Here is a 26,143-nt window from a genome sequence, read left to right as displayed (position 1 = left end):
AAAACCCGCTGCGGCGGGTTTTTTTATCGCTAAATAATCAAGCGTGCGGAGATTGCGCACCATAGATAGCTTTTAACGATCCTTCATCAATCGCCTGTTTATAGTGTTTACGGCAGACAGAAATATATCGCTCATTGCCGCCAATCACCACCTGCTCTCCTTCGCTGAACGGTTTACCGTTGGCATCAAGGCGCAATACCATGCTGGCTTTACGACCGCAATGGCAGATGGTTTTAAGCTCAACCAGTTTATCTGCCCATGCCAGTAAATATTGACTGCCGGTAAAGAGCTCGCCGCGAAAATCAGTGCGTAATCCATAACACAATACGGGAATATCCATATTGTCGACCACATCCGATAACGCCCTGACTTGCTCACGTGTCAGGAACTGACTCTCATCCACCAGCACACAATGAACCGGTTGCTTCGCATGCTCCCTGGCTATTTCCTGATTTAATTGTGTCGCAGCGTTATATAAAAATGCAGGAGACGAAAGACCAATCCGCGAGCTTACCTTGCCCGCACCAAAGCGGTCATCAATCTCGGCGGTATACACCAGAGTGCGCATGCCGCGCTCCTGATAATTATAGGAGGACTGAAGCAAAGCAGTGGATTTACCTGCGTTCATCGCGGAGTAATAAAAATAAAGTTGGGCCATATGCAGAATCTCATCGCAGCACAAATCTGATGGCGCGCAGTCTACCATAAACAAGTAAACCTGTAGCGATGCATTATTTTTATCATTTGCTCAAATTAACGACAATGGCAGGTACGTGATTCATCATCGATGTTAAAACAGCACTTTTTGGCAAAGGACAATCTATGCTGAGAATTTATTCAGCATTATTACTGCCAAAGTGTAAGGATTAGCACAACGTCACGGTGGCAAACGCGGATAATCAAGGCTTCAGATCTAAGCGCTAACGGTAAATATATTTGTAAACCGTAATACAATGTGATTTCTGGTTTTTACTTAACGTTTTACTTTTTAATCTGACTATTGCAGTTATTTTTTAGCCCCACTATTATGAGTCGGCAGAACAACTCCCATTTATTATATTTTGAGATTAGGACAATGAGCGAAGCACTTAAAATTCTTAATAATATCCGTACATTGCGCGCGCAAGCTCGGGAATGCACTCTGGAAACACTGGAAGAGATGCTGGAAAAACTCGAGGTTGTCGTCAATGAGCGTCGTGAAGAAGAAACTCACGCGCAGGCTGAAAATGCTGAACGTAACCGCAAACTTGAACAATACCGTGAGATGCTGATTGCAGATGGTATCGATCCAAACGAATTGTTACAGGCACTTTCTGAGACCAAAGCACCGGGAAAAACCAAGCGTGCTGCACGTCCTGCCAAGTATTCTTACGTTGATGAAAATGGTGAAAACCGTACCTGGACTGGTCAGGGTCGTACACCAGCCGTGATTAAAAAAGCGATTGAAGAACAAGGTAAACAACTGGACGATTTCCTGCTGTAATTTTCCAGTGCTTCGAATTGTGAATAGCGCTAACGTGAGTTCACTTTACACCGGGTAAGAAAAAGGAAGCCGCTGGCTTCCTTTTTTAATGCGTCTTTATTGCTGATAAAAGCGACGATACCAATCAACAAAGTTCTGCACGCCCTGCTCAACCCTGGTTTGCGGACGGAACTGAATCGCATCATATAATGGCTGAGTATCCGCACTGGTATTGAGCACATCTCCCGGCTGCATCGGCAGCATATTTTTCTTCGCTTCAATGCCCAACGCTTTTTCCAGTGACTCGATATAGGTCATCAGGCTGGTCGGCTGGCTGTTGCCGATATTGTAAACCCGGTATGGCGCAGAACTGGTGGCCGGCGATCCCGCTTCCACGGTCCAGTTTTCATCAACCTGCGGAATCACATCCTGCATACGCACGATAGCTTCAGCAATATCATCAATGTAAGTAAAATCTCGGGTCATTTGCCCACGGTTATAGACGTCAATTTGCTCACCGGCCAGCATTGCGCGGGTGAATTTGAATAACGCCATATCCGGACGTCCCCACGGACCGTAAACAGTAAAGAAGCGCAGACCGGTGGTGGGCAACTGGTACAAATGGGAATAAGTATGCGACATCAATTCGTTGGCTTTTTTGGTGGCCGCATACAGAGAAATAGGATGATCAACAGAGTCATCCGTTGAGAAAGGCATTTTGCGGTTAAGCCCATATACTGAGCTGGATGACGCATACAGCAGGTGGCCAACTTTATGATGGCGGCACCCTTCGAGAATATTGAGGTGGCCAATGAGATTGGCATCGGCGTAAGCGTGTGGGTTATCAATTGAATAACGAACGCCCGCTTGCGCACCCAGATGGATCACGCGATCAAATGCATGCTCTGCGAATAAAGAAGAAATGGCCTGGCGATCTGCCAGGTCCATTTTCAGGAAAATAAACTCGGGATGCTGGAGGATCTGGTCTAAGCGCGCTTGTTTCAGGCTGACATCGTAATAGTCATTCAGGTTATCGATACCGACGACCTGGTGACCGGCGGCCAGCAAACGCTGACTCACGTGAAATCCAATAAAACCTGCCGCACCGGTAACCAAAAACTTCATACATCCCTCATTTATTACACAATTTGAATTGATGCTCCGCGGCCGATAGCGTAATACGTAAAGCCGCGTTTGCTGATACGCTCCGGATCATACAGGTTACGACCATCAAAAATCACGGGTTGTTTTAACGCGGTTTTGATAACGTCGAAATCTGGCGCACGGAAGTTCTGCCATTCAGTACAAATCACCAGGCCATCAGCACCTTGCAACGCCGCTTCTTTGGTACCGGTCAGCTTCAGGTCGTCGCGGTGGCCATAAATACGCTGCGCTTCTTCCATTGCTTCCGGGTCAAATGCCTGAATGGTCGCACCCGCTTCCCATAGCGTTTCCATCAGCACACGGCTGGAGGCTTCACGCATATCGTCGGTGTTAGGTTTGAACGCAAGGCCCCAGAGAGCAAAGGTTTTGCCACGCAGATCGTCGCCAAAATGACGCTTGATGAAGCTCGGCAATTTGTTCTTCTGTGAATCATTCACATCTTCTACCGCCTGCAACAGACGCGGTGTGTAACCAATCGACTCAGCAGTACGAATCAGCGCCTGCACGTCTTTCGGGAAGCACGAACCACCGTAGCCACAGCCAGGGTAGATGAAGTGATAACCAATGCGAGAATCTGAACCAATCCCCTGACGGACTTTCTCAACGTCGGCTCCCAGACGTTCTGCCAGGTTAGAGATTTCGTTCATGAAGCTGATTTTGGTCGCCAGCATGCAGTTCGCTGCGTACTTGGTCAGCTCTGCACTGCGGATATCCATCAGAATCATGCGATCGTGATTGCGGTTGAATGGCTCATAAAGCTCACGCAACAACTCAACCACGTCGTCGTTATCAGTGCCCACCACGATGCGCTCAGGACGCATGCAGTCGTTTACTGCAGCCCCTTCCTTGAGGAATTCAGGGTTAGAAACCACATCAAACGGGATGTTCACATCACGTTTTTGCAGCGTCTCGGCCATTACTGCACGCACACGATCAGCCGTTCCGACAGGGACGGTAGATTTATCGATCACCACTTTATGATCGTTCATGTGCGCTGCAATTGTCCGCGCAACCGCAGTCACATATTTCAGATCGGCAGAACCGTCTTCATCCGGCGGCGTACCCACAGCAATAAATTGCATGACACCGTGGTTAACACCCTCTTCTGCATTGGTGCTGAACTTCAGGCGACCCGCTTCATAGTTAGACATCACCAGCGGCGTCAAACCCGGTTCGAAAATCGGAATATGGCCTTTTTTCAGGTTTTCGACTTTCTTTTCATCGACATCAATACAGAGAACGTCATGTCCGACTTCGGCTAACACCGCAGCCTGAACCAGACCGACATAGCCGATACCAAATACAGTGACTTTCATTGAATTATCCTGTGTTTAATGAATTACTTTTTGTTGCCTACAGCGCCTTCCAGCCATTGAGTAAAGTCTTTACCCAGTACTGGATGACGAACGCCATACTCAACGAAAGCCTGCATATAACCCAGTTTGTTACCGCAGTCATGGCTTACACCGGTCAGGTGATAGGCTTCAACGGTCTCTTTTTCCATCAGCATGGCGATGGAGTCAGTCAGCTGAACTTCGCCGCCAGCACCTGGAGGGGTTTTCGCCAGCAGTGGCCAGATATCAGCAGACAGCACGTAACGACCCACAACTGCGAGGTTAGAAGGCGCTTCAGAAGCTTTAGGCTTTTCAACCACACCCACCATTGGCGCGCTCTGGCCTGGCGCCAGGTCAGCACCTTTGCAGTCAACGACACCGTAAGCGGTCACATCAGCAACCGGCTCTACCATGATCTGGCTGCGGCCGCTTTCTTCGTAACGCGCCAGCATTTCTGCCAGGTTGTCTTTTGTTGGGTCAGATTCGTACTCATCAATGATCACATCTGGCAGAATCACGGCAACCGGCTCATCACCGACCAGCGGATGTGCACACATCACTGCGTGGCCAAGGCCTTTCGCAATACCCTGACGCACCTGCATGATGGTCACGTGTGGAGGACAGATAGACTGGATTTCATCCAACAACTGACGCTTAACGCGTTTTTCCAGCATGGATTCCAGCTCAAAACTGGTATCAAAATGGTTTTCGATGGCGTTTTTAGAAGAGTGCGTAACCAACACGATTTCGTTAATGCCCGCAGCAATACACTCATTCACGACATATTGGATCAGCGGCTTATCGACCAGCGGTAACATCTCTTTTGGAATAGCTTTAGTAGCAGGCAGCATACGCGTACCCAGACCTGCAACCGGGATTACCGCTTTTTTTACTTTAGACTTATAGGCAGACATCTAAATACCTCTCTTAATAGGCCGTTCAAGTTAATACTTGATATGTCGGTTTAAAAACGAAATGAGTATATCAGTTACTATCAGACGGATTTATCCTGGATGGAGCTAATCCGCGGAATTTAAGACTATTACCCAAGTGTAAAGCTTACCCCTGGCCCTGTCTCCAGCCCGCAAAAAATATAAATCCAATCGCTTATTCTTCAGCCGATAACATCAGCCGTAGCCTGCCACCCGCGCCCCACACATGGCACTGCCAGGCATCAGCGCGTTGACTGATCTGATTGAGGTGCGTACTGCCCATAGTACCAAGCGGCACGCCATTACTGAGTTGAATCTGATGGGTGTTAATGTGCAATGTGGCGTTGAGGCCAGCGGAGACCAGAATCAGGTTTTTCAACTGACGGTGGTAGTACCCCACCAGCAAGGGGAACTGGCCACTGAGATTGGCCTGGCGTAACAGCATATTGACCTGGCGCAGCAGGCCGTTTAACTCCGGCAAGCGCTGCTTCTGTCCGGAAAGTTGTTCCTGTAAAAGACCATTAAACAGCGCGCGCAACAGTAAGGCGGCCAACACGCCATTATCGCCTGCTCGGGTCACATCAAGACAGTAAAAGGCCAGATCCTTGTCGGACAACGCGGCAATATCCAGCACCAGCCCTGGCTGTTCGGCCATGGTCAGTTGGCGATAGTTAATGCGGCAATTGGCGATGGTTTGTTGAACCGGAGGTTGCAACTGCTTCAGTAACTTAGACGCAGCTAAAGGATCGCGAACCAGTGCATCCCAATCCTGAAACAGCTGTTCATCTTCCTCAACTTTGGAAGTGAACATCGAAGGATAAAGGCACTCATAAACAGCTTCACGAAAACGTTCGAGGTTTCTGAGCGGCTTAAGCAGAACATCCTGAACCCCAAGGCGCAGGACATGCGCAATATCAGCCATGTTCTGCGTGGCGGAGATGATCAAGATTGGCACGCTATTACCGCGGCTGCGGATACGTTCGACGAACTGAAGCCCCCCCATGCGCGGCATCTCCAGATCGCAAATCACCAGATCCACGGCTTGAGCCGACAGCAAGGTTAAGCCATCGAGGCCATCTCCCGCTTCCAGCGTGCTGGCTCCCAGCCCCACCAACATAGTGTCTAACATCGAACGGAAAACGACCTCATCTTCGACAATGAGTATCTTTTTGCCGATTAGTGGTTTTTCCATTCTCTCCCCCTGCGTACCAGATATTTCAATAGTGGTTCATAAAACGCAGTTGCGCCTTTCAGAATTGACTGAAGTCGCACTGCCTGAGAATGAACAACCTGATTATCTGCCTCGGACCAGCGGTAATAGTTCATCCATTTTTTTCTCGACGGCGGCTTTACCTGCCGCAATGGCTTCTTCTGCACGATGAAAATCCAGTGTGGATATCTGCGGACAAAACGGTTGAATCAGCACATCCGGTGGATCGCCCGCCATACGATTACGTTTAAGGCGGTTTTCCAGAATCTGGATGGATGTGGACATGATCTCCATGGCGCCCGGCGTTTGATTGGCCCGGCGGTGCGTCAGACCCAGTATGCGCTGGCGCAATTTTTTGCCCCAGCTTAATGCCTCAGCCGCAGCCTCTTCTTCGCCGCTCTGAGGTGTCACCGATAATAAATCCTGCTGCATTAAATGCGCGTCATGCTGTAAATCCACCGCGATGACAATGTCGGCGCCAAGGGCTCGTGTCAGAGATATCGGCACCGGATTGACCACGGCACCATCCACCAGCCAGTAACCATTGTAGCCAACAGGTGGTAATAAGCCTGGCATACTACAGGACGCACGTACTGCCTGATGCAAATCGCCTTCGGTTAACCACAACTCACGGCCGGTACTTAAATTCGAGGCCACCACGCCAAAGGGTTTATTGCACCCCTCAATCAATTCATTGGGGATCAACTGACGGATGTGGCTGAACACGCGGTCACCGCGCAGCAAACCACCACGCTGCCACGACAGATCCATCAGACGGATTACATCCCAGTAGCGGAATGCGCTGACCCACTTTTCCATTACTCCCAGCCGATTATTGACGTACGCCGATCCCACCAGCGCGCCGACAGAGCAGCCTGCAACCACATCTATTTCAATGCCGGCACGTTCCAGCGCATTAATCACACCAATGTGCGCCCAACCTTTGGCGGCACCTGAACCCAGGGCCAGCCCGATCCTCACCTTTCTCATCGCACCTCGTGATTAGTCTGGTACGTAGCATCCCGCTCAGCAGTCGGCTACCATAGCGCACACTTTAATTAACTTTAATCACTCACAGGAGATGACGTGTCTGAAAAGTGCCCCTGCTGCAGCGGAAAGCAGTATAGCTTATGTTGCCAGCCCTTTCTGAGCGGTCAGGCATTCCCAGCCAGCGCTGAACAATTAATGCGTTCACGCTACACCGCTTATGTTGAAAAGAACGCGGGTTATCTGGCTGCGACCTGGCACTCCAGTAAGCGTGTGGCCGACCTTGAGACGTTATTATCTGAAAGTTTTTCCGGCACTGAGTGGCTGGGCTTGAATGTAACCCGTTGTAATCATGGAAGCCACGAGAATGAAGCCTTTGTGACCTTTTTTGCGCGTTACCGCGAAAAAGAGCGCACTTCGGCCATCTATGAATGTTCACGCTTTCTCTGTGAGGATCAACGCTGGTACTATATCGACGGAACGGTGCCCGAGCTGGGGCGCAACGATCGCTGTCCTTGTGGCTCCGATAAAAAATACAAAAAATGTTGTGGTTAATCTGGACAGATGCACAACGGCTTTACCATTCATCGCTTTGACAGGACTCTGATCGAGATGCAAGCGCAAAACACGCAACGAAAAGTTTTACGGACCATTTGCCCTGATGCGAAAGGTCTGATCGCCAAGATCACCAACATTTGCTACAAGCATGAACTCAACATTGTGCAAAACAATGAGTTTGTCGATCACCGTACCGGGCGCTTTTTCATGCGCACAGAGCTGGAAGGGATTTTCAACGACAATACCCTGCTGGCGGATCTCGACAGCGCGTTACCGGTAGGTTCGGTGCGGGAACTGCAGAGCGCTGGCCGTCGTCGTGTGGTGATTCTGGTGACCAAAGAGGCGCATTGCCTGGGCGATCTGCTGATGAAATGCGCGTTTGGTGGTCTCGATATGGAGATTGCCGCCGTCATTGGTAACCATGAAACGCTGCGCTCGCTGGTTGAACGTTTCGATATTCCGTTTGTTCTGGTCAGCCACGAAGGCCTGACGCGTGAAGAGCATGACAACCGCATGGGCGATGAAATTGATCGCTACCAGCCGGATTACGTGGTGCTGGCCAAATATATGCGCGTGCTGACGCCTGCTTTTGTGCAGCGTTACCCGAATCAGATCATCAATATTCACCACTCGTTCCTGCCTGCCTTTATCGGCGCGCGTCCTTACCATCAGGCTTACGAGCGTGGTGTGAAAATTATCGGTGCTACCGCGCACTACGTGAATGATAACCTCGATGAAGGTCCGATCATCATGCAGGACGTGATCAACGTCGATCACAGCTACACCGCAGAAGAGATGATGCGTGCCGGTCGTGATGTCGAGAAGAATGTCCTGAGCCGCGCGCTGTATAAAGTGCTGGGTCAGCGCGTGTTCGTTTACGGTAACCGCACCATCATTCTGTAAGCGTCCTGGCGCTGAATTGTGCAACTCTTCAGCGCCACGGATGAAAAGTGGGCAAACGATTCATATTTTTGTTTTCAGCGCTTTACAGTCAGAACGCATTTGGTATCATGCGCCCCGCTTTCAGGCACATTATTCAGGCCAGTGGCGGGATTCCCGAGCGGCCAAAGGGAGCAGACTGTAAATCTGCCGTCATCGACTTCGAAGGTTCGAATCCTTCTCCCGCCACCATCTGAATAATCTCCTCGCCTGAATCTTCAAGAGCTTTATATCCCTGGCGGGATTCCCGAGCGGCCAAAGGGAGCAGACTGTAAATCTGCCGTCATCGACTTCGAAGGTTCGAATCCTTCTCCCGCCACCATCGCTTTTCCTATTGATTACATCGTTATTTCTTCCCGATTCAATCCATGACATTCTAACGAAAACTCGTTACCATCCCGGCATACTTTTGCGGATAAGAATGGCAGCGAAATGAAATTCATCTCTTTCAACATCAATGGCTTGCGCGCACGCCCTCATCAACTTGAAGCCCTCGTCGAACAGCATCAGCCAGACGTCATCGGCCTGCAGGAAACCAAAGTTCACGATGACATGTTCCCGCTCGAAGACGTCAGCAAGTTGGGTTACAACGTGTTTTATCATGGTCAAAAAGGCCACTACGGCGTCGCGCTGCTGACCAAAGCGCAGCCTGTTTCGGTACGTCGTGGTTTTCCCGGTGATGATGAAGATTCACAACGCCGCCTAATCATGGCGGAAATCCCCAGCCCGATTGGCGACATCACCGTGATTAACGGTTACTTCCCGCAGGGTGAAAGCCGTGACCATCCAACTAAATTCCCGGCGAAAGAGAAGTTCTACCGTGATTTACAGGATTATCTGGAACAGCAGTTGGCGATTGATAAGCCGGTGCTGATCATGGGTGACATGAATATCAGCAGTACCGATCTTGATATCGGCATTGGCGAAGATAACCGCAAGCGCTGGCTGCGCACCGGTAAATGCTCATTCCTGCCAGAAGAGCGTGAGTGGATGGATCGCCTGTTGCATTGGGGGCTGGTCGATACCTGGCGCGCGAAATACCCGGAAACGGCTGACCGTTTCTCCTGGTTCGACTACCGTTCAAAAGGTTTTGATGATAACCGTGGTCTGCGTATCGACCTGTTGCTGGCCAGTCAACCGCTGGCAGCGCGTTGCATTGAAAGTGGCATTGATTACGAGATCCGCAGTATGGAAAAACCATCGGATCATGCACCTGTCTGGTCGACGTTCAATCTGGAAAAATAAGTAAACTGCGTGGCGTGAGAACGCCACGCACCTTTACTTGATGATTTTCCAGATAAGCGGGTTAGTGCCCATCACTTTCTCATCACGCCCACACTGCAGCAGCACGCCTTCCGCTTGCACTACTGCCCCTTCAGAGTAACTGCGATTCTCATAAGTGCAGCACTGCAGACAGTTGCTCTGCTGATTATTCTGTCCCTGTGTCCAGACTTCCGGTGGCATATCCACCACCACATCCGTATTGCCCGTGCGACTGTTTTCCGGCTGGCGGTTCGCCAGCGCCGAATTCATGCACAACAGCAGCCCGCTAAGCGCTAATAGGATATAACGCATCACTCTGTCTCCTTGGTTTTACGCCGGGTCGATTTCGGTTTTGCTTTACGTTTAGCGGCCGGTGCGGCAATGCCTCTAAATGATTGCAACGAGGGTCGCTGACGCGCTTCGCCAATTAACCCGATCAGCGTGGCAACCAGCGGCTGCATAAACTCATCGTAGCGGCAGGCCTTTTCACTGATGCGTGTTAATGTCGATTCCCATTGAGCCGTCATATCTGGTCGGGCCGCCATTTCTGGTAACGCATGGATCAGCGCCCTGCCCGCGTCCGTAGAATGAATATAGCGGCCTTTCTTCACGAGGAATGTCCGGCGGAACAATAATTCAATAATGCCGGCTCGCGTCGCTTCCGTCCCTAAACCATCGGTCGCACGCAGCACTTTCTTTAGTTCTTTATCCTGAACAAAGCGCGCGATGCCGGTCATGGCGGATAACAGGGTGGCATCGGTAAACGGGCGCGGCGGCTGCGTCTGCTTGGCATGCACCTCACCGCGCTCACACAGCAGCTCATCGCCCTTTGCCACCACCGGTAAAGGCGTGCCATCGTTCTCTTCATCGCGTTCTTTACTGCCGAGTAAGGCACGCCAGCCCGCTTCTGCCAGAAAACGCGCTTTGGCAACAAACTTACCCCCGCCAATCTCGAGATCGATAACACATTTGCGAAACACCGCGTCTGGGCAAAATTGCATCAGATACTGACGTGCCACCAGGCCGTAAATATTGGCTTCATTCTCCGTGAGGTTCACTTTACTGGCGCGGGCGGTAGGGATGATCGCGTGGTGCGCATCCACCTTTTTATCATCCCAGCAGCGGTTCTTCTGATCAGGGTTAAAATCCGTAGGCGGTGTCAGATTGGGTTGGTGCGCCTGTATCGCATTCAGCACCGCATGCCGTCCGGCAAAATGTTCATCCGGCAAATAACGGCTGTCTGAACGCGGATAGGTAATCAACTTATGGGTTTCATACAGACGCTGGCAGCAGTCCAGTACGTTTTGCGCACTCAGACCGAAACGCTTTGCCGCCTCGATCTGCAGGCTGGAGAGCGAAAACGGCAATGGTGCGGTATCAGATTCCCGTTTGTCGTTATAGCCTGTCACTATCGCCGGCTTACCGTTGATGCGCTCTAAGACATGATCGGCCAGCGAACGGTGTAACAGGCGACCTTCCTCATCCTGCCAGGGTTCGCAGGCGTCGCTGGGTATCCAGCTGGCAACAAAACGCTCATCTTTCGGCGTCACGATATGCGCTTTCACTTCGAAGTAATCTTTAGGAATGAAGTTTTCGATCTCTTCATCGCGACGCACCACCAGACCGAGCACCGGCGTTTGTACGCGTCCGACCGACAGCACACCATCATAACCGGCATTGCGGCCTAACAGCGTCCAGGCACGGGTCATATTGATGCCGTAGAGCCAATCTGCACGGGCGCGGGCCAATGCGGAGACGCATAGCGGGATAAACTCGCGATTCTCACGTAAACGGCTGACTGCTCGCTCCACGGCGGAGGGGTTGAGATCGTTAATGAGACAGCGCTGCACTTTCTGCCGCTTTTCCGGCGCGAGTTGCAGGTAGTCCAGCACTTCATCCACCAACAGCTGACCTTCTCGATCCGGGTCACCGGCGTGCACCACTTCACTCGCCTGTTGCAGCAAACCCTCAATCACTTTGAGTTGCTTAGCCACCGACGGACGTGGCTGTAAACGCCACTTTTCCGGAATGATCGGCAGGTCGGCAAGATTCCAGCGCGCATAGCGGCTGTCATAGCTGTCCGGCTGCGCCTGTTCCAGCAAATGTCCGACACACCAGGTGACCATCTGATCGTTGCCACAGGCAATAAAACCGTCACCGCGGCGATGCGGCTTCGGCAGTACATCAGCAATGGCACGCGCCAGGCTGGGTTTTTCAGCAATAAACAAACGCATGTCTGGCGTCGTTCCTTCTACGTCAATTCACGACGGTAATTAATGGACAGGAAGGATCGGCAGCGAAGAGTTCACCCACCGCCGTCGCCTGCACGCCGGCCAATATTGCGCAGCGCTGGAAGGCTTCGACCTCGCTGGGTTGCACCGCCACCAGTAAACCACCCGAGGTTTGCGGATCGCACAGTAACGCGCGTGTTGCATCGTCCATTGCGGAAATCAGGGCGCCATAGCTGGCAAAATTGCGCTGAGTGCCTCCGGGCACGGCACCTTTGGCGATATACTCATCGACACCCGGTAAGCGCGGAACCTGTTTGGCGTGGATTTCCGCACGCAAACCTGATCCCTGGCAAATCTCACTCAGATGTCCCAGCAAGCCAAAACCGGTGACATCGGTCATGGCGCTGACGCCATCCAGTTTGGCGAACTCGGCACCGGCTTTATTCAACTGACACATCACCTCCGCCGCTAATGACTGGTGTTCTGGCAGCAGAAGGCCTTTTTTCTCGGCGGTGGTCAGGATGCCAATTCCCAGCGGCTTGGTGAGAAACAGCTGGCTTCCTACCTGCGCGGCGCTGTTCTTTTTCACCCGCGCCACATCAACAATTCCCGTGACGGCCAGGCCAAAAATCGGCTCCGGCGCATCGATCGAATGCCCACCCGCCAGCGCAATACCAGCAGCCTGACAGGCCGCACGACCGCCTTCAATGACCTGCTGAGCCACTTCCGGGCTCAGCACGTTGACCGGCCAACCCAGGATGGCAATCGCCATAATCGGTTTGCCGCCCATGGCATAAATATCACTGATAGCGTTGGTGGCGGCGATACGGCCAAAGGTATGGGGATCATCAACAATCGGCATGAAGAAGTCGGTGGTGCTGACTACCGCTGTGCCGTTGCCAAGATCGTATACGGCAGCATCGTCACGTGTTTCGTTGCCCACCAGCAACTGGGGGTCATGAAAAGGGGTCAGCTCACTATGAAGAATGGTTTCCAGTACCTGCGGCGAAATTTTGCAGCCGCAGCCAGCTCCATGGCTGTATTGAGTCAGACGAAGAGGTTCACTCATGGCGGGTTCCTTATGCGCTGAACAGAAGGCTGTATGTTAGCCTGGCTGTCAACCGGTGGTAAGTGTTGCGCGGTTTAAGCTCGATCTTTCGCACACGCGGTGTGCAATCTTTGCAACACGCCTCACCCTGCCGAAGAAACCCGCCGATGTCTGTCAGAAATAACTGACAAATTGCGCGGTGTCCGGTGCAACCACCGTGGTATTCGCTTTGAGTTGCGGTGTACCGAGATACAGGAATCCGACAATCGCATCCTGCTCGCGGCAACCAAAGGCTTCGCGCACTGAAGGATGGTCGGTCCATGGACCGCTGCGCCAGATACCGTTAAAGCCCTGCGCCACCGCGGCCATTTGCATCGCCATCACGGCACAACCTGCTGAAACCAACTGTTCCCAATGCGGGACTTTGGCATGCTCTTCACAGTGCGCCACAACAGTGATAATCATCGGCGCTCGAAACGGTGCGGTGGCGGATTTTTCAATCGCCTTTTCATCGAGGTTGCTGTCACGCGCCGCTTGTTCAAGCAATTTACCAAAACGCTCACGCCCTTCATTCTCTACAATGATAAAGCGCCACGGCTGCAACGTACCATGATCCGGTGCACGTAAGCCTGCGTGCAAAATGTTCTGCAAGACTTCGCCCGCTGGTGCCGGTTCTGCCAGACGCGAAGCCGAGCGGCGGTTAATTAATAAATCCAGTGCATCCATCATTATTCTCCCGTGAATAAAAAGCGTGGGCTAATCCTGGCACAGCAAGATCTTTTGTAACAGTCTGGCGCGATTTCCTGCTGACATTTCGCACGCTGCTCTTTAGGATGAACCCGACATCGGGGCAGACCGCGTGGCGACTGCCCTGTTACGTGAATATGGAGAGTTTATGCGCACATTGTGGCGAATTATTGCTGGCCTGTTCCGCTGGAGCTGGCGGGTGTTGAATTTTATTCGGGAATTCATTCTTAATTTATTCCTCATCGTCTTAATCCTCGCCGGTGTCGGTATCTGGTTACAGCTTTCCAGCGCCAACAGCAGCGAACCGGTGCAACAGGGTGCACTCAAGGTGGATTTAAGCGGTGTATTAGTGGATAAACCTTCCGTCAGTAATCGCCTGAGTCGCATCAGCCGTGAGTTGCTGGGCGCGAGCAGCGATCGCCTGCAAGAGAATTCATTGTTCAACGTGGTGGATGCGGTTCGTCAGGCGAAAACTGACAAAAACATCACCGGGATCGTGCTTGATTTGCGTGATTTTGCTGGCGGCGATCAACCCTCATTACAATATCTGGGCAAATCGCTGCGTGAGTTCCGTGATGCGGGCAAACCGATATACGCCATTGGTGATAGCTATAGCCAGGCGCAATACTACATCGCCAGTTATGCCACCAAAATTTATCTGTCACCGCAGGGCACCGTTGATCTGCATGGCTTTGCTACCAATGGGTTGTATTACAAATCCCTGTTAGAGAAGCTCAAAGTCAATTCTCATGTGTTCCGTGTGGGCACCTACAAATCTGCCGTCGAGCCTTTCCTGCGTGACGATATGTCTCCGGAAGCACGTGATGCGGATAGTCGCTGGATCGGCCAGCTGTGGCAGAACTACCTGAACACCGTTTCCGCAAATCGCCAGATTACCCCGAATCAACTGTTCCCGGGAGCAGCCGGCGTCATCAGCGGATTGCAGGCTGTTGACGGCGATACCGCAAAATATGCGCTGGACAGTAAATTGGTTGATGTGCTGGACAGCCGTGCGGCTGCTGATCAGGAACTGGTGAAAACCTTTGGCTGGGATAAAGCCAATAACGATTATCGCAACGTCAGCATTTACGATTACACCGTAAAGCAGCCTCAGCAGGATCAGGATGGCAATATTGCGGTGATCTTCGCCAGCGGTGCGATTATGGACGGTGAGGAAACCGCCGGAAACGTGGGTGGCGATACCACCGCTTCGCAGATTCGCGATGCGCGTCTCGATCCGAAAATCAAAGCGATTGTACTGCGCGTCAACAGCCCAGGTGGCAGCGTGTCGGCATCGGAAGCGATTCGTGAAGAGTTAGCCGCAGCCCATGATGCCGGCAAGCCAGTGGTGGTCTCAATGGGCGGCATGGCGGCTTCAGGCGGCTACTGGATCTCGACGCCAGCAGACTACATTGTGGCCGCACCCAGCACCTTGACCGGTTCAATCGGTATTTTCGGCGTGATTAACACGGTTGAAAATAGCCTGAACAGTATTGGTGTGCACACGGACGGCGTGGCCACTTCTCCGCTGGCTGACGTTGCCACCACCAAAGCCCTGCCGACGGAAGTGCAGCAATTGATGCAACTGACCATCGAAAACGGCTATCGTAACTTTGTCGGACTGGTCGCGAAGTCGCGTCATAAAACGCCAGAACAGATCAATGATATCGCTCAGGGCCATGTCTGGACCGGCAGTGATGCTAAAGCCAATGGCCTGGTGGATGCGTTGGGTGATTTTGACGATGCCGTGGCGAAAGCGGCTGAGTTGGCAAAAGTCGCCAAGCCGCAGCTTAGCTGGTATCAGGACGACCCCAGCATGATTGACCTGCTGCTAAATCAGATGAATGCCTCTGCACAAGCGATGCTGCCAGCAGCACTGAAGGTGTGGCTGCCCGCGCCGATGCTGGACGTCATGAGTGCAGTGAAAGATCAGCCTGGCCTGATGAACAATCTTAATGATCCGCAAAATCGCTACGCCTTTTGCCTGAACTGCGGCAACGTACGCTAATCTTTACAGCCCGGCCGCTGGTCGGGCTGCTTTTCGCTGTTAATCCCCTTATACTGCGCGTTTTACGGCAAGTCTGAGTTCTTCCATGCAAAAGAAAAATATCTATGTAGCCTACACGGGCGGTACCATCGGTATGCAGCGCTCCGCGCACGGCTACATTCCGGTTTCCGGCCACCTGCAGCAGCAACTGGCCAACATGCCAGAATTCCATCGGCCTGAGATGCCGAATTTCACCATCCACGAATATCAGCCTCTGATGGATTCGTCAGACATGACGCCATTAGATTGGCAATCGATTGCTGATGACATTAAACAGAATTACGACAGCTATGATGGTTTTGTCATTCTGCACGGCACCGACACCATGGCATTCACTGCCTCGGCGCTGTCATTCATGCTGGAAAACCTGGCGAAGCCGGTAATCGTAACCGGCTCGCAGATTCCACTGGCAGAATTGCGCTCAGATGGTCAGCAGAATTTACTCAATTCGTTGTACGTGGCCGCTAATTATCCGATCAATGAAGTGGCGTTGTTCTTTAACAACACGCTGTTCCGTGGCAATCGCACCACCAAAGCCCATGCCGACGGCTTCAACGCCTTCGCTTCACCGAATCTCCCTCCTTTGCTGGAAGCCGGTATTCACATTCGTAAACTCAATACGCCGCCGGCACCACAGGGCCGTGGCGAGTTGATTGTGCATCCGATTACCCCACAACCGATTGGCGTGGTTACCATTTACCCCGGGATCTCTGCCGATGTGGTGCGTAACTTCTTGCGCCAGCCGGTGAAAGCACTGATTCTGCGCTCTTATGGTGTCGGCAACGCGCCGCAAAATGCAGAATTCCTGGCTGAACTGCAGCAGGCGAGCGAACGTGGGATTGTGGTGGTGAATCTGACGCAATGCATGTCCGGAAAAGTGAATATGGGGGGCTATGCCACCGGTAATGCGCTGGAACATGCGGGGGTGATCAGCGGTTTTGACCTTACCGTTGAGGCTACATTAACAAAACTGCACTTTTTGTTGAGCCAAAACCTCACCAACCCGGAAATTCGTGCCAGAATGCAACAGAATTTACGCGGCGAACTGACCGACGACTGATACGGAGCGAGATGTAATGAAGCGGGCATTGATAATCATCGATATTCAGAACGATTTTTGCCCCGGCGGCCCAATGGCGGTGCGCGAAGGCGACCAAACGGTTGCCGTTGCCAATCGCTACGCACGCGAGTTCCGCGATCGGGGAGAATGTGTAGTGGCATTGCAAGACTGGCATCCGGCAGATCATGGCAGCTTCGCCTCCGTCTCTGGCGAACCAGTGTATACCCTGGGTGAATTGAACGGTCTGGCGCAGATTTGGTGGCCCGATCACGGAGTCGAGAACTCAGTGGGGGCGGATTTCCACCCAGAACTGGACCGCACACTGATTGATGCGGTGTTCCATAAGGGGGGCGACGCGGATGTGGACAGCTACAGTGCTTTCTTCGATAACGGCCATCGCCGCAAAACGGAGCTAGACAGTTGGCTGCGTGAACGCGACATCAGCGACCTGGTGATGCTGGGGCTCGCTACCGACTATTGCGTCAAATATAGCGTGCTGGATGCGCTGGAGCTGGGCTACAACGTTGAAGTGGTGAAAGAGGGTTGCCGCGGCGTCAACCTGAATCCTGATGATAGCGATATTGCCATCGAACAGATGCAAGCTCAGGGTGCGATAATAATCTGAAAATGAGGGCTGGTGAAAACCAGCCCTTCTGCGTTCTAGTGCAGGTTAATGCGCGTGATGTCCGGCTCGATACCGAACTCTTCCTTAAGCTGCTTTTTCGACTTCATCACCATCTCCCCCCCTTTGCCAATGGTCATATGCTGCGGGTCGTCGTTGTGATGCGCCTGCCACAGCATCACCAGCTGCAGGCAATTATCGCGCTGCTCTTGCGTCAGCGCGACACCGTCCGGCCATTTACCGGTTTCCACTGCGGTGGCGAGCCGCTCGTAGACTTCCGGCGTCATCGCCGCCAGCATGGCTTCCAGTTCTTGCTTCATGCTCAGCCCTCTTGTTGCTTGCCCTGCTCATCGGTAAAGCTCAATGAGGCAGAGTTAACGCAGTAGCGCTCACCGGTAGGCTGCGGGCCATCGGGGAACACGTGGCCGAGATGCGCATCGCAATTGCCACAGCGAATTTCCACGCGGTGCATGCCGTGGGAATCATCTTCCAGATAACGAATCGCTTCGTCGCTGTAAGGCTGGTAAAAGCTCGGCCAGCCGCAGCCTGAATCATATTTAGAGTCGGAGAGGAACAGCGGTGAATTGCACACTAAACAGTGGTAGATGCCCTCCTGCTTGTTGTGCAGTAGCGCGCCACTGAAAGGAGGTTCCGTGCCGCGATGCTGTGTGACATAGCGCTGCATCTCAGAAAGCTGCGCGATTTTTGCCTCGGGTGCGGTGTCTTTAGCCATTTTGAGTTCCGGAGTGTCATTCTGTAAAAATCGACTAGTATTCTAACAAACGAACAACATCATCATGGTCTTTTTTCGTGCGAACCCGTTCGCCACGACTGCCACAGCGCAAAATTGTGACGTCGATCACCCTTTGCAAAAGTCATCCCTTTTCGGTCGGTATTCGGCGTAACATAGGCGCGCAATAAGGGTGCTGCGTAAGCGATTGCGCAACCAATTATTCCTGGCGTTGGAATTGACCTGTCGCAACAATTGACACGATTCCGCTTGACGCCTGGTAAGGTTTTTGTAATTTTACAGCCAACCTTTTATTCACTAACAAATAGCTGGTGGAATATATGACTATCAAAGTAGGTATCAACGGTTTTGGCCGTATCGGTCGCATCGTTTTCCGTGCTGCACAGCAGCGTTCTGACATCGAAATCGTCGCGATCAACGACCTGCTCGACGCCGATTACATGGCTTACATGCTGAAGTATGACTCTACGCACGGTCGTTTCGACGGCACCATAGAAGTGAAAGACGGCGCGCTGATTGTTAACGGTAAGAAAATCCGTGTTACCGCTGAGAAAGACCCGGCTAACCTGAAATGGGACGAAGTAGGTGTTGACGTTGTTGCAGAAGCAACCGGTATCTTCCTGACCGACGAAACCGCCCGCAAACATATTCAGGCTGGTGCGAAGAAAGTGGTTCTGACCGGTCCTTCTAAAGATGCGACCCCAATGTTCGTTCGTGGCGCTAACTTTGAAAAATATGCTGGCCAGGATATCGTTTCTAACGCCTCTTGCACCACTAACTGCCTGGCACCACTGGCTAAAGTGATCAACGACCACTTCGGTATCGTTGAAGGTCTGATGACCACTGTTCACGCCACCACCGCTACGCAGAAAACCGTTGATGGCCCGTCTCACAAAGACTGGCGCGGCGGCCGCGGCGCAGCTCAGAACATCATCCCATCTTCTACCGGTGCTGCTAAAGCAGTGGGCGTGGTTCTGCCAGAGCTGAACGGTAAACTGACCGGTATGGCGTTCCGCGTTCCTACCCCGAACGTGTCTGTTGTTGACCTGACTGTACGTCTGGAAAAACCAGCCACTTACAAAGAAATCTGTGCCGTGATCAAAGCTGAATCTGAAGGCAAGATGAAAGGCGTTCTGGGCTACATCGAAGACGACGTTGTATCAACTGACTTCAATGGCGAAACCCTGACTTCAGTATTCGATGCTAAAGCCGGTATCGCACTGAACGACAACTTCGTGAAACTGGTTTCATGGTACGACAACGAAACTGGCTACTCACACAAAGTTCTGGATCTGATTGCACTGGTTGCTTCTAAGTAAGCGACTGGCGAAACAGACAAGGGGTGACTTCGGTCGCCCCTTTTTTTCATTTGGAAGAAGAGAAGGTCTGACGATGCAAGATACGCTTTATAGTTTACCAGTGGTGAATCAGATCACCCCTTACCTGTCTCAGCGCCAGGTGGGCGATTTGCCGATCGTGGTTGTGAGCCATCCTAAAGTTCGTGCGGCGATCGCGCTGCAAGGCGCGCATCTGCTCTCATGGCAGCCCAGCGGCCAGCAACCGGTGATCTGGTTGAGCGATAAGACGCCGTTTGCCGCAGGCAAAGCAATCCGTGGAGGCGTGCCGATTTGCTGGCCTTGGTTTGGTCCGGCAGGTGAACCGGCGCATGGTTTCGCCCGTAATCAACCCTGGACATTGACTGCACACGATGAGAACGAAGATGCCGTAATGCTGACGTTCACACTGGAAAGCAACGCGCAAACGAAGAAGCTGTGGCCGCATGATTTCACCCTGCTGGCCCGTTTTCGTATCGCCGAACATTGTGAAATTGAGCTGGAAGCCTGGGGCGATTACCAAGCCACCGCAGCCTTGCACACCTACTTTCAGATCGCCGATATTGCTCAGGTGGAAGTGAGTGGCTTAGGAAATAGCTTTATCGACAAGGTGAACGCTAACACGGTAGGCAGTTTGGCTGATGGCAAGCAAACCTACCCTGACCGCGTCGATCGGATTCACACCGCCGCCGAAGATTGCAGTGTGATTCACGACATCGCAGGAAAACGTCAGATTGAAGTGTATCACCATTATCAAAGTGACGTTGTCACATGGAATCCAGGCCCAGAATTGTCCTGCAGCATGGCGGATATGCCTAATGAGGGTTACAAAACTATGGTCTGCGTGGAAACGGCTCGCATCAACAAGCCGATGAAAAGTGCCGGTGAATCCCCTGCTCGCCTCGGTACCACCCTGCGCGTGCGCAATAAGTAGGTTTGCGGCGCAGATGCGCCGCTATACCACGTCTAAGCCCGTTTTATGTTGCGGTGCTGGAAACGCCCGGTCAATGACCGCCAACTCTTCAACACTCAAATGCAGGTCTAACGCAGCCGCATTTTCCGCCACGTGTTGTTGGCTGCTGGCCTTGGGAATGGCGATCACGCCTGGCCGACGAATCACCCACGCGAGCAGTAATTGCGCCACGCTGATGCTCTTCTGTTGTGCAATTTGGTGCAAATGGGGATCTTCAAACAGTGACTGACGTAAACGTCCCGCCTGTGCCAGAGGGCAATACGCCATGATCGGCATATCACGTTGCTGGCATGCCGCTAACAAATCGTATTCGATTCCTCGTGATGCCAGGTGATACAGCACCTGATTGGTAGCGCAGTTTTCACCGCCCGTCTCACTCCACAGTTCATGCAGATCGTCCGTGTCGAAATTGGATACCCCCCAATGCCGAATTTTTCCCTGCTGCTGTAAGGTTTCCATGGCGCGAATGGTCTCTTCCAGTGGCACATTGCCACGCCAGTGCAGTAAATAAAGATCAAGATAATCGGTCTCTAAGCGCTGTAAGCTGCGCTCGCAGGCCTCTATCGCATCCACTTCCCCGGCATTCCACGGATAGACTTTTGACACCAGCCAGGCCTGATGGCGGCGTCCGCGTAGCGCTTCGCCCACCACCTCTTCCGCCCCGCCTTCGGCGTACATTTCTGCGGTATCAATCAGTCTCAGCCCCAGATCCAATCCAGCCTGTAACGCCGAGACTTCCTGACGACGCAGCGCTGCATTCTCCCCCATATACCAGGTTCCTTGCCCAATAGCGGGTAAAGTTGATTCTCCACGGAATTGAATCGTCTTCATTACGCCTCCTGATGCGCCATGATGGGGCGCGTTATTGGTGCAAGTAATAAAAACGCCTCATTACGAGGCGCCATGTAAAACCATTAGAAGCTGTAGCTGATGCCGGTCCAGAGAGTGAACTGACCACTTTTGTCCACCATTGGACTGTCTTTGATTTCGCTATCAAAGCGGGTGTAACGCCCGGACAAACTGGCATTCCAGCTATCGCTAATCTGGTAGCTGGCATTCATTTCCACATAAGGAGACCAGCTGTCATCCGGTTGATATTCAGCAATACCTGTCCGCGCGCTTTCGTGCGAAGACACGCCATAGTAGTAGCGGTTTTGATTGGCGCTGTTCCACATTGCACCGATGCCTGGCGTCAGGCTGAACGCGCCAAAATCGAAGCGATACAGATAGGTAAGATCCCAGATGATGCCATTACTGTTGTTCAGCACATCGCCCAGCAGAGCGGTACGCACGATACCCCAATCGGCAACATGGCGATAGGTGGCACCTGCCATCAGAGTCATCCGGCGCTTATCCAGAGCCTTCATGTCACCCAGATCGTTATCCTTGGGATCATACTGTTGCGGTGAACCCAACAGGGTTAATGACAGTTGATCCTGCTGGTCTTTCCACAGGTAGTAGCCGCCCTGCAAGCTACGGAACCAGAAGTTTTCGCCTTCATAATTGATGACCGGGATGGGGATGTATCGGTCCTGTCCACCGCGATAAGGTGACTGGGCATAAATAACCGAAGCCCCGAGAGATAAGGGTTCTGCATGAGTGCTGAACGCCGCAAAATAACAAGGAACAACACAAGCAAGCGCTTTAAGTTTGAATTGGTTCACAATTTAATCAGTCCATTAATATAACAATCACACGCAGAGTCTAACTAAAATTTCGCGCTGGGTTAACGTTAAATCAGGGATGTTTATCACCCATGCGGAATAGTCTGAAGCAGGCTGCAGTGGTAGACATGCAAACGGAATGCCTTAGTGCTTATGAGACTTTGTTATTGATATATCGCTAAATAAGGAGAAAAGTGGCTGCAGATTTTCTGAATGCCTTCTACAGTTAAAAGTAAGCCGAGACTTTTTGTACGAGCAGAGTAACCATAAGAATTGTGTATCCCGATAAAAAAACGTCAGGTTGGCATAAGGGTTGCTGTACTCAATAAAGAATATCTTCCGGGAGCTGCAAACGTATCTAATTTCGCTCCTTTACCTGTGCTAAAAACGAAAGGACGGGCATCGCTATGAATATATTCGATCATTATCGTCAGCGTTATGAAGCTGCCAAGGACGAAGAGTTCACACTGCAGGAATTTCTCGCAATCTGTAAGCAGGATCGCAGTGCATACGCCAACGCTGCAGAGCGACTATTGATGGCTATCGGTGAGCCGGTGATGGTTGACACGGCGCAGGAGCCACGCCTTTCCAGAATCTTCTCTAACCGCGTCATGGGACGCTATCCCGCCTTCGAAGAGTTTTATGGTATGGAGGAAGCGATTGAACAAATCGTCTCCTACCTGAAACACGCTGCGCAAGGCCTGGAAGAGAAGAAACAGATTCTCTACTTGCTGGGGCCGGTCGGTGGCGGTAAATCGTCACTTGCTGAGCGTTTGAAAGCCCTGATGCAACGCGTACCGATCTACGTGCTGAGCGCTGATGGCGAACGCAGCCCGGTCAACGATCATCCTCTATGCCTGTTCAACCCGCAGGAAGACGCCAATATTCTTGAGAAAGAGTATGGCGTGCCGCGGCGTTACCTGGGCACCATCATGTCGCCGTGGGCAGCAAAACGCCTGCATGACTTCGGCGGCGATATTACCCGCTTTAAAGTTGTCAAAGTCTGGCCTTCTATCCTGGAACAAGTGGCCATCGCCAAAACGGAACCGGGTGATGAGAACAACCAGGATATCTCTGCATTGGTCGGTAAGGTGGATATCCGCAAACTGGAAAACCACGCGCAAAACGATCCCGACGCTTACGGTTACTCGGGCGCACTCTGCCGCGCGAACCAGGGCATCATGGAATTCGTCGAGATGTTTAAGGCACCGATTAAAGTGCTGCATCCATTGCTGACCGCCACTCAGGAAGGTAACTACAACGGTACTGAAGGGATCTCTGCCCTGCCGTTTAACGGCATCATTCTGGCGCACTCCAACGAGTCAGAATGGGTGACTTTCCGTAACAACAAGAACAACGAAGCGTTCCTGGACCGTGTTTACATCGTCAAAGTGCCTTACTGCCTGCGAGTGTCGGAAGAGATCAAAATCTACGACAAACTGCTTAATCACAGTGAGCTGACGACGGCGCCATGTGCACCAGGCACGCTGGAGACCTTAGCGCGCTTCTCTATCCTGTCGCGTTTGAAAGAGCCGGAAAACTCCAGCATCTATTCAAAAATGCGCGTCTATGATGGTGAAAGCCTGAAAGATACCGATCCAAAAGCGAAATCATGGCAGGAGTATCATGACTACGCTGGCGTGGATGAGGGCATGAACGGCCTTTCGACCCGTTTCGCGTTCAAGATTCTGTCGCGCGTGTTCAACTTTGACCATGCCGAAGTGGCGGCCAACCCGGTACATCTGTTCTACGTACTGGAGCAACAAATTGAGCGCGAGCAGTTCCCGCAGGATCTGGCAGAGAAATACCTTGAGCACCTGAAAGGTTATCTGATTCCGAAATACGCGGAGTTTATTGGCAAAGAGATTCAGACCGCCTATCTGGAGTCTTATTCAGAATACGGCCAGAACATCTTCGACCGCTATGTAACCTACGCCGACTTCTGGATTCAGGATCAGGAATACCGTGATCCCGATACCGGACAGTTGTTTGATCGTGAATCACTGAACGCCGAGCTGGAAAAAATCGAGAAACCTGCCGGGATCAGTAACCCGAAAGATTTCCGTAACGAGATCGTCAACTTTGTGCTGCGTGCCCGGGCGCAAAATAGTGGACGTAATCCCAACTGGACCAGCTACGAAAAACTGCGCACGGTTATTGAGAAGAAAATGTTCTCCAATACCGAAGAGTTGCTGCCGGTGATTTCGTTTAATACCAAGACCTCAACGGACGAACAGAAAAAACACGATGATTTTGTCGATCGCATGATGGAGAAAGGCTATACCCGCAAGCAGGTACGCTTGCTGTGCGAATGGTATCTGCGCGTGCGTAAATCGTCTTAATCGTTACCTGTAAGCTACGCGGCGCCGCGACGCCGCAACAGGAGGCCGGAGTGGTTCCGGCCTGGCTTGCACTGTAGTTTGGGGGATATGTATGGCCTATTTTATCGATCGGCGTCTGAACGGTAAAAACAAGAGCGCGGTCAATCGGCAGCGTTTCCTGCGCCGTTACAAGTCGCAAATCAAGCAGTCGATCTCCGAGGCCATCAACAAGCGGTCGGTCACCGACGTGGAGAGCGGCGAATCTGTCTCGATTCCTATCGATGACATCAATGAGCCCATTTTCCATCAGGGACGCGGCGGCAGTCGCCATCGCGTGCATCCGGGGAACGATCATTTCGTCCAGAACGACCGCATTGAGCGCCCACAAGGGGGCGGTGGTGGCGGTGGCAGCGGTCAGGGCAACGCCAGTCAGGACGGTGAAGGTCAGGATGAGTTTGTCTTCCAGATATCGAAAGATGAATATCTTGATTTGCTGTTTGAAGATCTTGCCCTGCCAAATCTGCGTAAAAATCAGCATCGCCAATTGAACGAATATAAAACGCACCGCGCGGGCTTCACCTCAAATGGGGTACCGGCCAACATCAGTGTGGTGCGTTCGCTACAAAATTCACTGGCGCGTCGTACTGCCATGACCGCCGGTAAACGCCGTATGCTGCACGAACTGGAAGCCACGCTGACGGAAGTGGAGAACAGTGAACCGGCTCAGTTGCTGGAAGAGGAGCGGCTGCGCAAAGAGATTGCCGAACTGCGGGCACGCATTGAACGCGTACCCTTTATTGATACCTTCGACTTACGCTACAAAAACTTTGAGAAGCGCCCTGAGCCTTCCAGCCAGGCGGTGATGTTCTGCCTGATGGATGTTTCCGGTTCCATGGACCAAGCCACGAAAGACATGGCGAAGCGTTTTTATATTCTGCTCTATCTGTTCCTGAGCCGGACCTATAAAAATGTGGAGGTGGTGTATATCCGTCACCATACGCAGGCGAAAGAAGTCGACGAGCAGGAGTTCTTCTACTCGCAGGAAACCGGCGGCACCATTGTCTCTAGCGCATTGAAGTTAATGGATGAAGTGGTTAAAGAGCGCTATGACCCTGCGCAGTGGAATATATATGCGGCACAGGCCTCTGATGGTGACAACTGGGCGGATGACTCTCCGTTATGTCATGAGATTCTGGCCAAACATATTTTGCCGGTTGTACGTTATTACAGCTACATTGAAATCACGCGCCGTGCGCACCAGACGCTGTGGCGTGAGTATGAACATCTGCAAGCCATGTTTGATAACTTCGCGATTCAGCACATCCGCGAGCCAGAAGACATTTACCCAGTATTTAGAGAACTTTTCCACAAACAGGTGGCAGAAGCCTGAACATCAAGCCGGTCATTGACCGGCTTTTTCTTTTCCGCGCCACCGCTCATTCGCCTGAAATCCCCGCTGATTTTTCACACAATTTTAACGATCTATGGGATAGCGC

At 52.0% G+C, this 26,143-nt stretch carries 25 protein-coding genes, 2 tRNA genes and 1 pseudogene; 14 read left to right on the top strand and 14 right to left on the bottom strand.

Annotated elements, in window-relative coordinates:
• Positions 1-37 precede the first annotated feature (37 nt).
• Positions 38-658 (bottom strand): thymidine kinase, encoded by a 621-nt coding sequence (gene tdk / locus CRO33_RS02995; protein ID WP_034828884.1) that lies wholly within the window; start codon positions 656-658, stop codon positions 38-40.
• A 417-nt stretch (positions 659-1,075) separates the two neighbouring features.
• Here tdk and hns point away from each other — a divergent pair, with 417 nt between their 5' ends.
• Positions 1,076-1,483: a histone-like nucleoid-structuring protein H-NS gene (gene hns, locus CRO33_RS02990; RefSeq protein ID WP_034828823.1), complete on the top strand. Its 408-nt coding sequence runs from the start codon at positions 1,076-1,078 to the stop codon at positions 1,481-1,483.
• Positions 1,484-1,579: 96 nt separating this feature from the next.
• On the opposite strand, the gene CRO33_RS02985 is transcribed toward hns, so the two are convergent.
• The 5 genes from CRO33_RS02985 to rssA all read right to left on the bottom strand — a co-directional run bounded on the left by CRO33_RS02985 (position 1,580) and on the right by rssA (position 7,092).
• Entirely contained in the window at positions 1,580-2,587 is a 1,008-nt protein-coding gene (locus CRO33_RS02985) for an NAD-dependent epimerase (protein WP_097116984.1), read from the bottom strand.
• 14 nt (positions 2,588-2,601) lie between these two features.
• A complete protein-coding gene (locus CRO33_RS02980) occupies positions 2,602-3,942 on the bottom strand; it encodes a UDP-glucose dehydrogenase family protein (protein ID WP_034828819.1) in 1,341 nt (446 codons plus the stop codon).
• 23 nt (positions 3,943-3,965) lie between these two features.
• Complete coding sequence (gene galU, locus CRO33_RS02975) at positions 3,966-4,874, bottom strand: UTP--glucose-1-phosphate uridylyltransferase GalU (protein ID WP_034828817.1); 909 nt, start codon at positions 4,872-4,874, stop codon at positions 3,966-3,968.
• A gap of 193 nt (positions 4,875-5,067) precedes the next feature.
• Complete coding sequence (gene rssB, locus CRO33_RS02970; RefSeq protein ID WP_034828815.1) at positions 5,068-6,084, bottom strand: two-component system response regulator RssB; 1,017 nt, start codon at positions 6,082-6,084, stop codon at positions 5,068-5,070.
• Between the two features lie 102 nt (positions 6,085-6,186).
• The gene (rssA, locus tag CRO33_RS02965; RefSeq protein ID WP_097116983.1) at positions 6,187-7,092 is read right to left on the bottom strand and encodes a patatin-like phospholipase RssA; all 906 of its coding nucleotides are present in this window, start codon (positions 7,090-7,092) and stop codon (positions 6,187-6,189) included.
• A gap of 96 nt (positions 7,093-7,188) precedes the next feature.
• Between rssA and CRO33_RS02960 the strand changes: the two genes are divergently transcribed.
• The 5 genes from CRO33_RS02960 (at position 7,189) to xthA (ending at position 9,831) form a co-directional block, all read left to right on the top strand.
• Entirely contained in the window at positions 7,189-7,644 is a 456-nt protein-coding gene (locus CRO33_RS02960) for a YchJ family protein (protein ID WP_058959826.1), read from the top strand.
• 57 nt (positions 7,645-7,701) lie between these two features.
• Entirely contained in the window at positions 7,702-8,550 is an 849-nt protein-coding gene (purU, locus tag CRO33_RS02955) for a formyltetrahydrofolate deformylase (protein WP_034828882.1), read from the top strand.
• Between the two features lie 143 nt (positions 8,551-8,693).
• Positions 8,694-8,778: transfer RNA gene (locus CRO33_RS02950), tRNA-Tyr, on the top strand.
• Positions 8,779-8,823: 45 nt separating this feature from the next.
• Positions 8,824-8,908: transfer RNA gene (locus CRO33_RS02945), tRNA-Tyr, on the top strand.
• 110 nt (positions 8,909-9,018) lie between these two features.
• The gene (gene xthA / locus CRO33_RS02940) at positions 9,019-9,831 is read left to right on the top strand and encodes an exodeoxyribonuclease III (protein ID WP_097116982.1); all 813 of its coding nucleotides are present in this window, start codon (positions 9,019-9,021) and stop codon (positions 9,829-9,831) included.
• A 33-nt stretch (positions 9,832-9,864) separates the two neighbouring features.
• Here xthA and CRO33_RS02935 read toward each other — a convergent pair whose 3' ends face one another.
• The 3 genes from CRO33_RS02935 to selD are packed head-to-tail and all read right to left on the bottom strand — an operon-like array spanning position 9,865 to position 13,149.
• The gene (locus CRO33_RS02935) at positions 9,865-10,119 is read right to left on the bottom strand and encodes a DUF1496 domain-containing protein (protein WP_441339529.1); all 255 of its coding nucleotides are present in this window, start codon (positions 10,117-10,119) and stop codon (positions 9,865-9,867) included.
• 41 nt (positions 10,120-10,160) lie between these two features.
• Positions 10,161-12,083 carry a DNA topoisomerase III gene (locus CRO33_RS02930; protein ID WP_097116980.1) on the bottom strand — a complete coding sequence of 641 codons (1,923 nt, stop codon included), beginning with the start codon at positions 12,081-12,083 and terminating at the stop codon, positions 10,161-10,163.
• Positions 12,084-12,105: 22 nt separating this feature from the next.
• A complete protein-coding gene (gene selD / locus CRO33_RS02925) occupies positions 12,106-13,149 on the bottom strand; it encodes a selenide, water dikinase SelD (protein WP_097116979.1) in 1,044 nt (347 codons plus the stop codon).
• A gap of 90 nt (positions 13,150-13,239) precedes the next feature.
• On the opposite strand from selD, the pseudogene CRO33_RS24930 reads away from it, so the two are divergent.
• Positions 13,240-13,293 (top strand): annotated as a pseudogene (locus CRO33_RS24930) (hypothetical protein); the annotation flags it as partial.
• A 9-nt stretch (positions 13,294-13,302) separates the two neighbouring features.
• Here CRO33_RS24930 and CRO33_RS02920 read toward each other — a convergent pair.
• Positions 13,303-13,854, bottom strand: a complete 552-nt coding sequence (locus CRO33_RS02920; RefSeq protein ID WP_034828801.1) for an NAD(P)H nitroreductase — start codon at positions 13,852-13,854, stop codon at positions 13,303-13,305.
• Positions 13,855-14,023: 169 nt separating this feature from the next.
• On the opposite strand from CRO33_RS02920, the gene sppA reads away from it, so the two are divergent.
• From sppA to pncA, 3 genes are all read left to right on the top strand, one after another.
• Complete coding sequence (sppA, locus tag CRO33_RS02915) at positions 14,024-15,883, top strand: signal peptide peptidase SppA (RefSeq protein WP_097116978.1); 1,860 nt, start codon at positions 14,024-14,026, stop codon at positions 15,881-15,883.
• An 85-nt stretch (positions 15,884-15,968) separates the two neighbouring features.
• Complete coding sequence (ansA, locus tag CRO33_RS02910) at positions 15,969-16,982, top strand: asparaginase (protein ID WP_034828797.1); 1,014 nt, start codon at positions 15,969-15,971, stop codon at positions 16,980-16,982.
• Positions 16,983-16,998: 16 nt separating this feature from the next.
• Positions 16,999-17,607 (top strand): bifunctional nicotinamidase/pyrazinamidase, encoded by a 609-nt coding sequence (pncA, locus tag CRO33_RS02905; RefSeq protein ID WP_097116977.1) that lies wholly within the window; start codon positions 16,999-17,001, stop codon positions 17,605-17,607.
• Between the two features lie 35 nt (positions 17,608-17,642).
• On the opposite strand, the gene CRO33_RS02900 is transcribed toward pncA, so the two are convergent.
• Complete coding sequence (locus tag CRO33_RS02900) at positions 17,643-17,924, bottom strand: YeaC family protein (protein WP_097116976.1); 282 nt, start codon at positions 17,922-17,924, stop codon at positions 17,643-17,645.
• Between the two features lie 2 nt (positions 17,925-17,926).
• On the bottom strand, positions 17,927-18,337 hold the full coding sequence (msrB, locus tag CRO33_RS02895; RefSeq protein ID WP_034828790.1) for a peptide-methionine (R)-S-oxide reductase MsrB: 411 nt from the start codon (positions 18,335-18,337) through the stop codon (positions 17,927-17,929).
• A 338-nt stretch (positions 18,338-18,675) separates the two neighbouring features.
• On the opposite strand from msrB, the gene gapA reads away from it, so the two are divergent.
• Positions 18,676-19,674 carry a glyceraldehyde-3-phosphate dehydrogenase gene (gene gapA / locus CRO33_RS02890; RefSeq protein WP_097116975.1) on the top strand — a complete coding sequence of 333 codons (999 nt, stop codon included), beginning with the start codon at positions 18,676-18,678 and terminating at the stop codon, positions 19,672-19,674.
• Between the two features lie 73 nt (positions 19,675-19,747).
• Entirely contained in the window at positions 19,748-20,623 is an 876-nt protein-coding gene (locus CRO33_RS02885; protein WP_097116974.1) for a D-hexose-6-phosphate mutarotase, read from the top strand.
• A gap of 21 nt (positions 20,624-20,644) precedes the next feature.
• Here CRO33_RS02885 and CRO33_RS02880 read toward each other — a convergent pair whose 3' ends face one another.
• Both CRO33_RS02880 and CRO33_RS02875 read right to left on the bottom strand, forming a co-directional pair.
• Positions 20,645-21,493 carry an aldo/keto reductase gene (locus CRO33_RS02880; RefSeq protein ID WP_097116973.1) on the bottom strand — a complete coding sequence of 283 codons (849 nt, stop codon included), beginning with the start codon at positions 21,491-21,493 and terminating at the stop codon, positions 20,645-20,647.
• Between the two features lie 83 nt (positions 21,494-21,576).
• Entirely contained in the window at positions 21,577-22,326 is a 750-nt protein-coding gene (locus tag CRO33_RS02875; RefSeq protein ID WP_058959835.1) for a MipA/OmpV family protein, read from the bottom strand.
• A 407-nt stretch (positions 22,327-22,733) separates the two neighbouring features.
• On the opposite strand from CRO33_RS02875, the gene yeaG reads away from it, so the two are divergent.
• A complete protein-coding gene (yeaG, locus tag CRO33_RS02870) occupies positions 22,734-24,668 on the top strand; it encodes a protein kinase YeaG (protein ID WP_034828773.1) in 1,935 nt (644 codons plus the stop codon).
• Positions 24,669-24,759: 91 nt separating this feature from the next.
• A complete protein-coding gene (locus CRO33_RS02865; protein ID WP_034828771.1) occupies positions 24,760-26,037 on the top strand; it encodes a YeaH/YhbH family protein in 1,278 nt (425 codons plus the stop codon).
• The last annotated feature ends 106 nt before the right edge of the window (positions 26,038-26,143 follow it).

This window comes from Pantoea sp. GL120224-02 (assembly GCF_900215395.1).
In the GTDB taxonomy this organism is placed as follows: Bacteria; Pseudomonadota; Gammaproteobacteria; order Enterobacterales; family Enterobacteriaceae; genus Pantoea; species Pantoea communis.
This window is presented reverse-complemented; position numbering and strand designations above follow the sequence as displayed.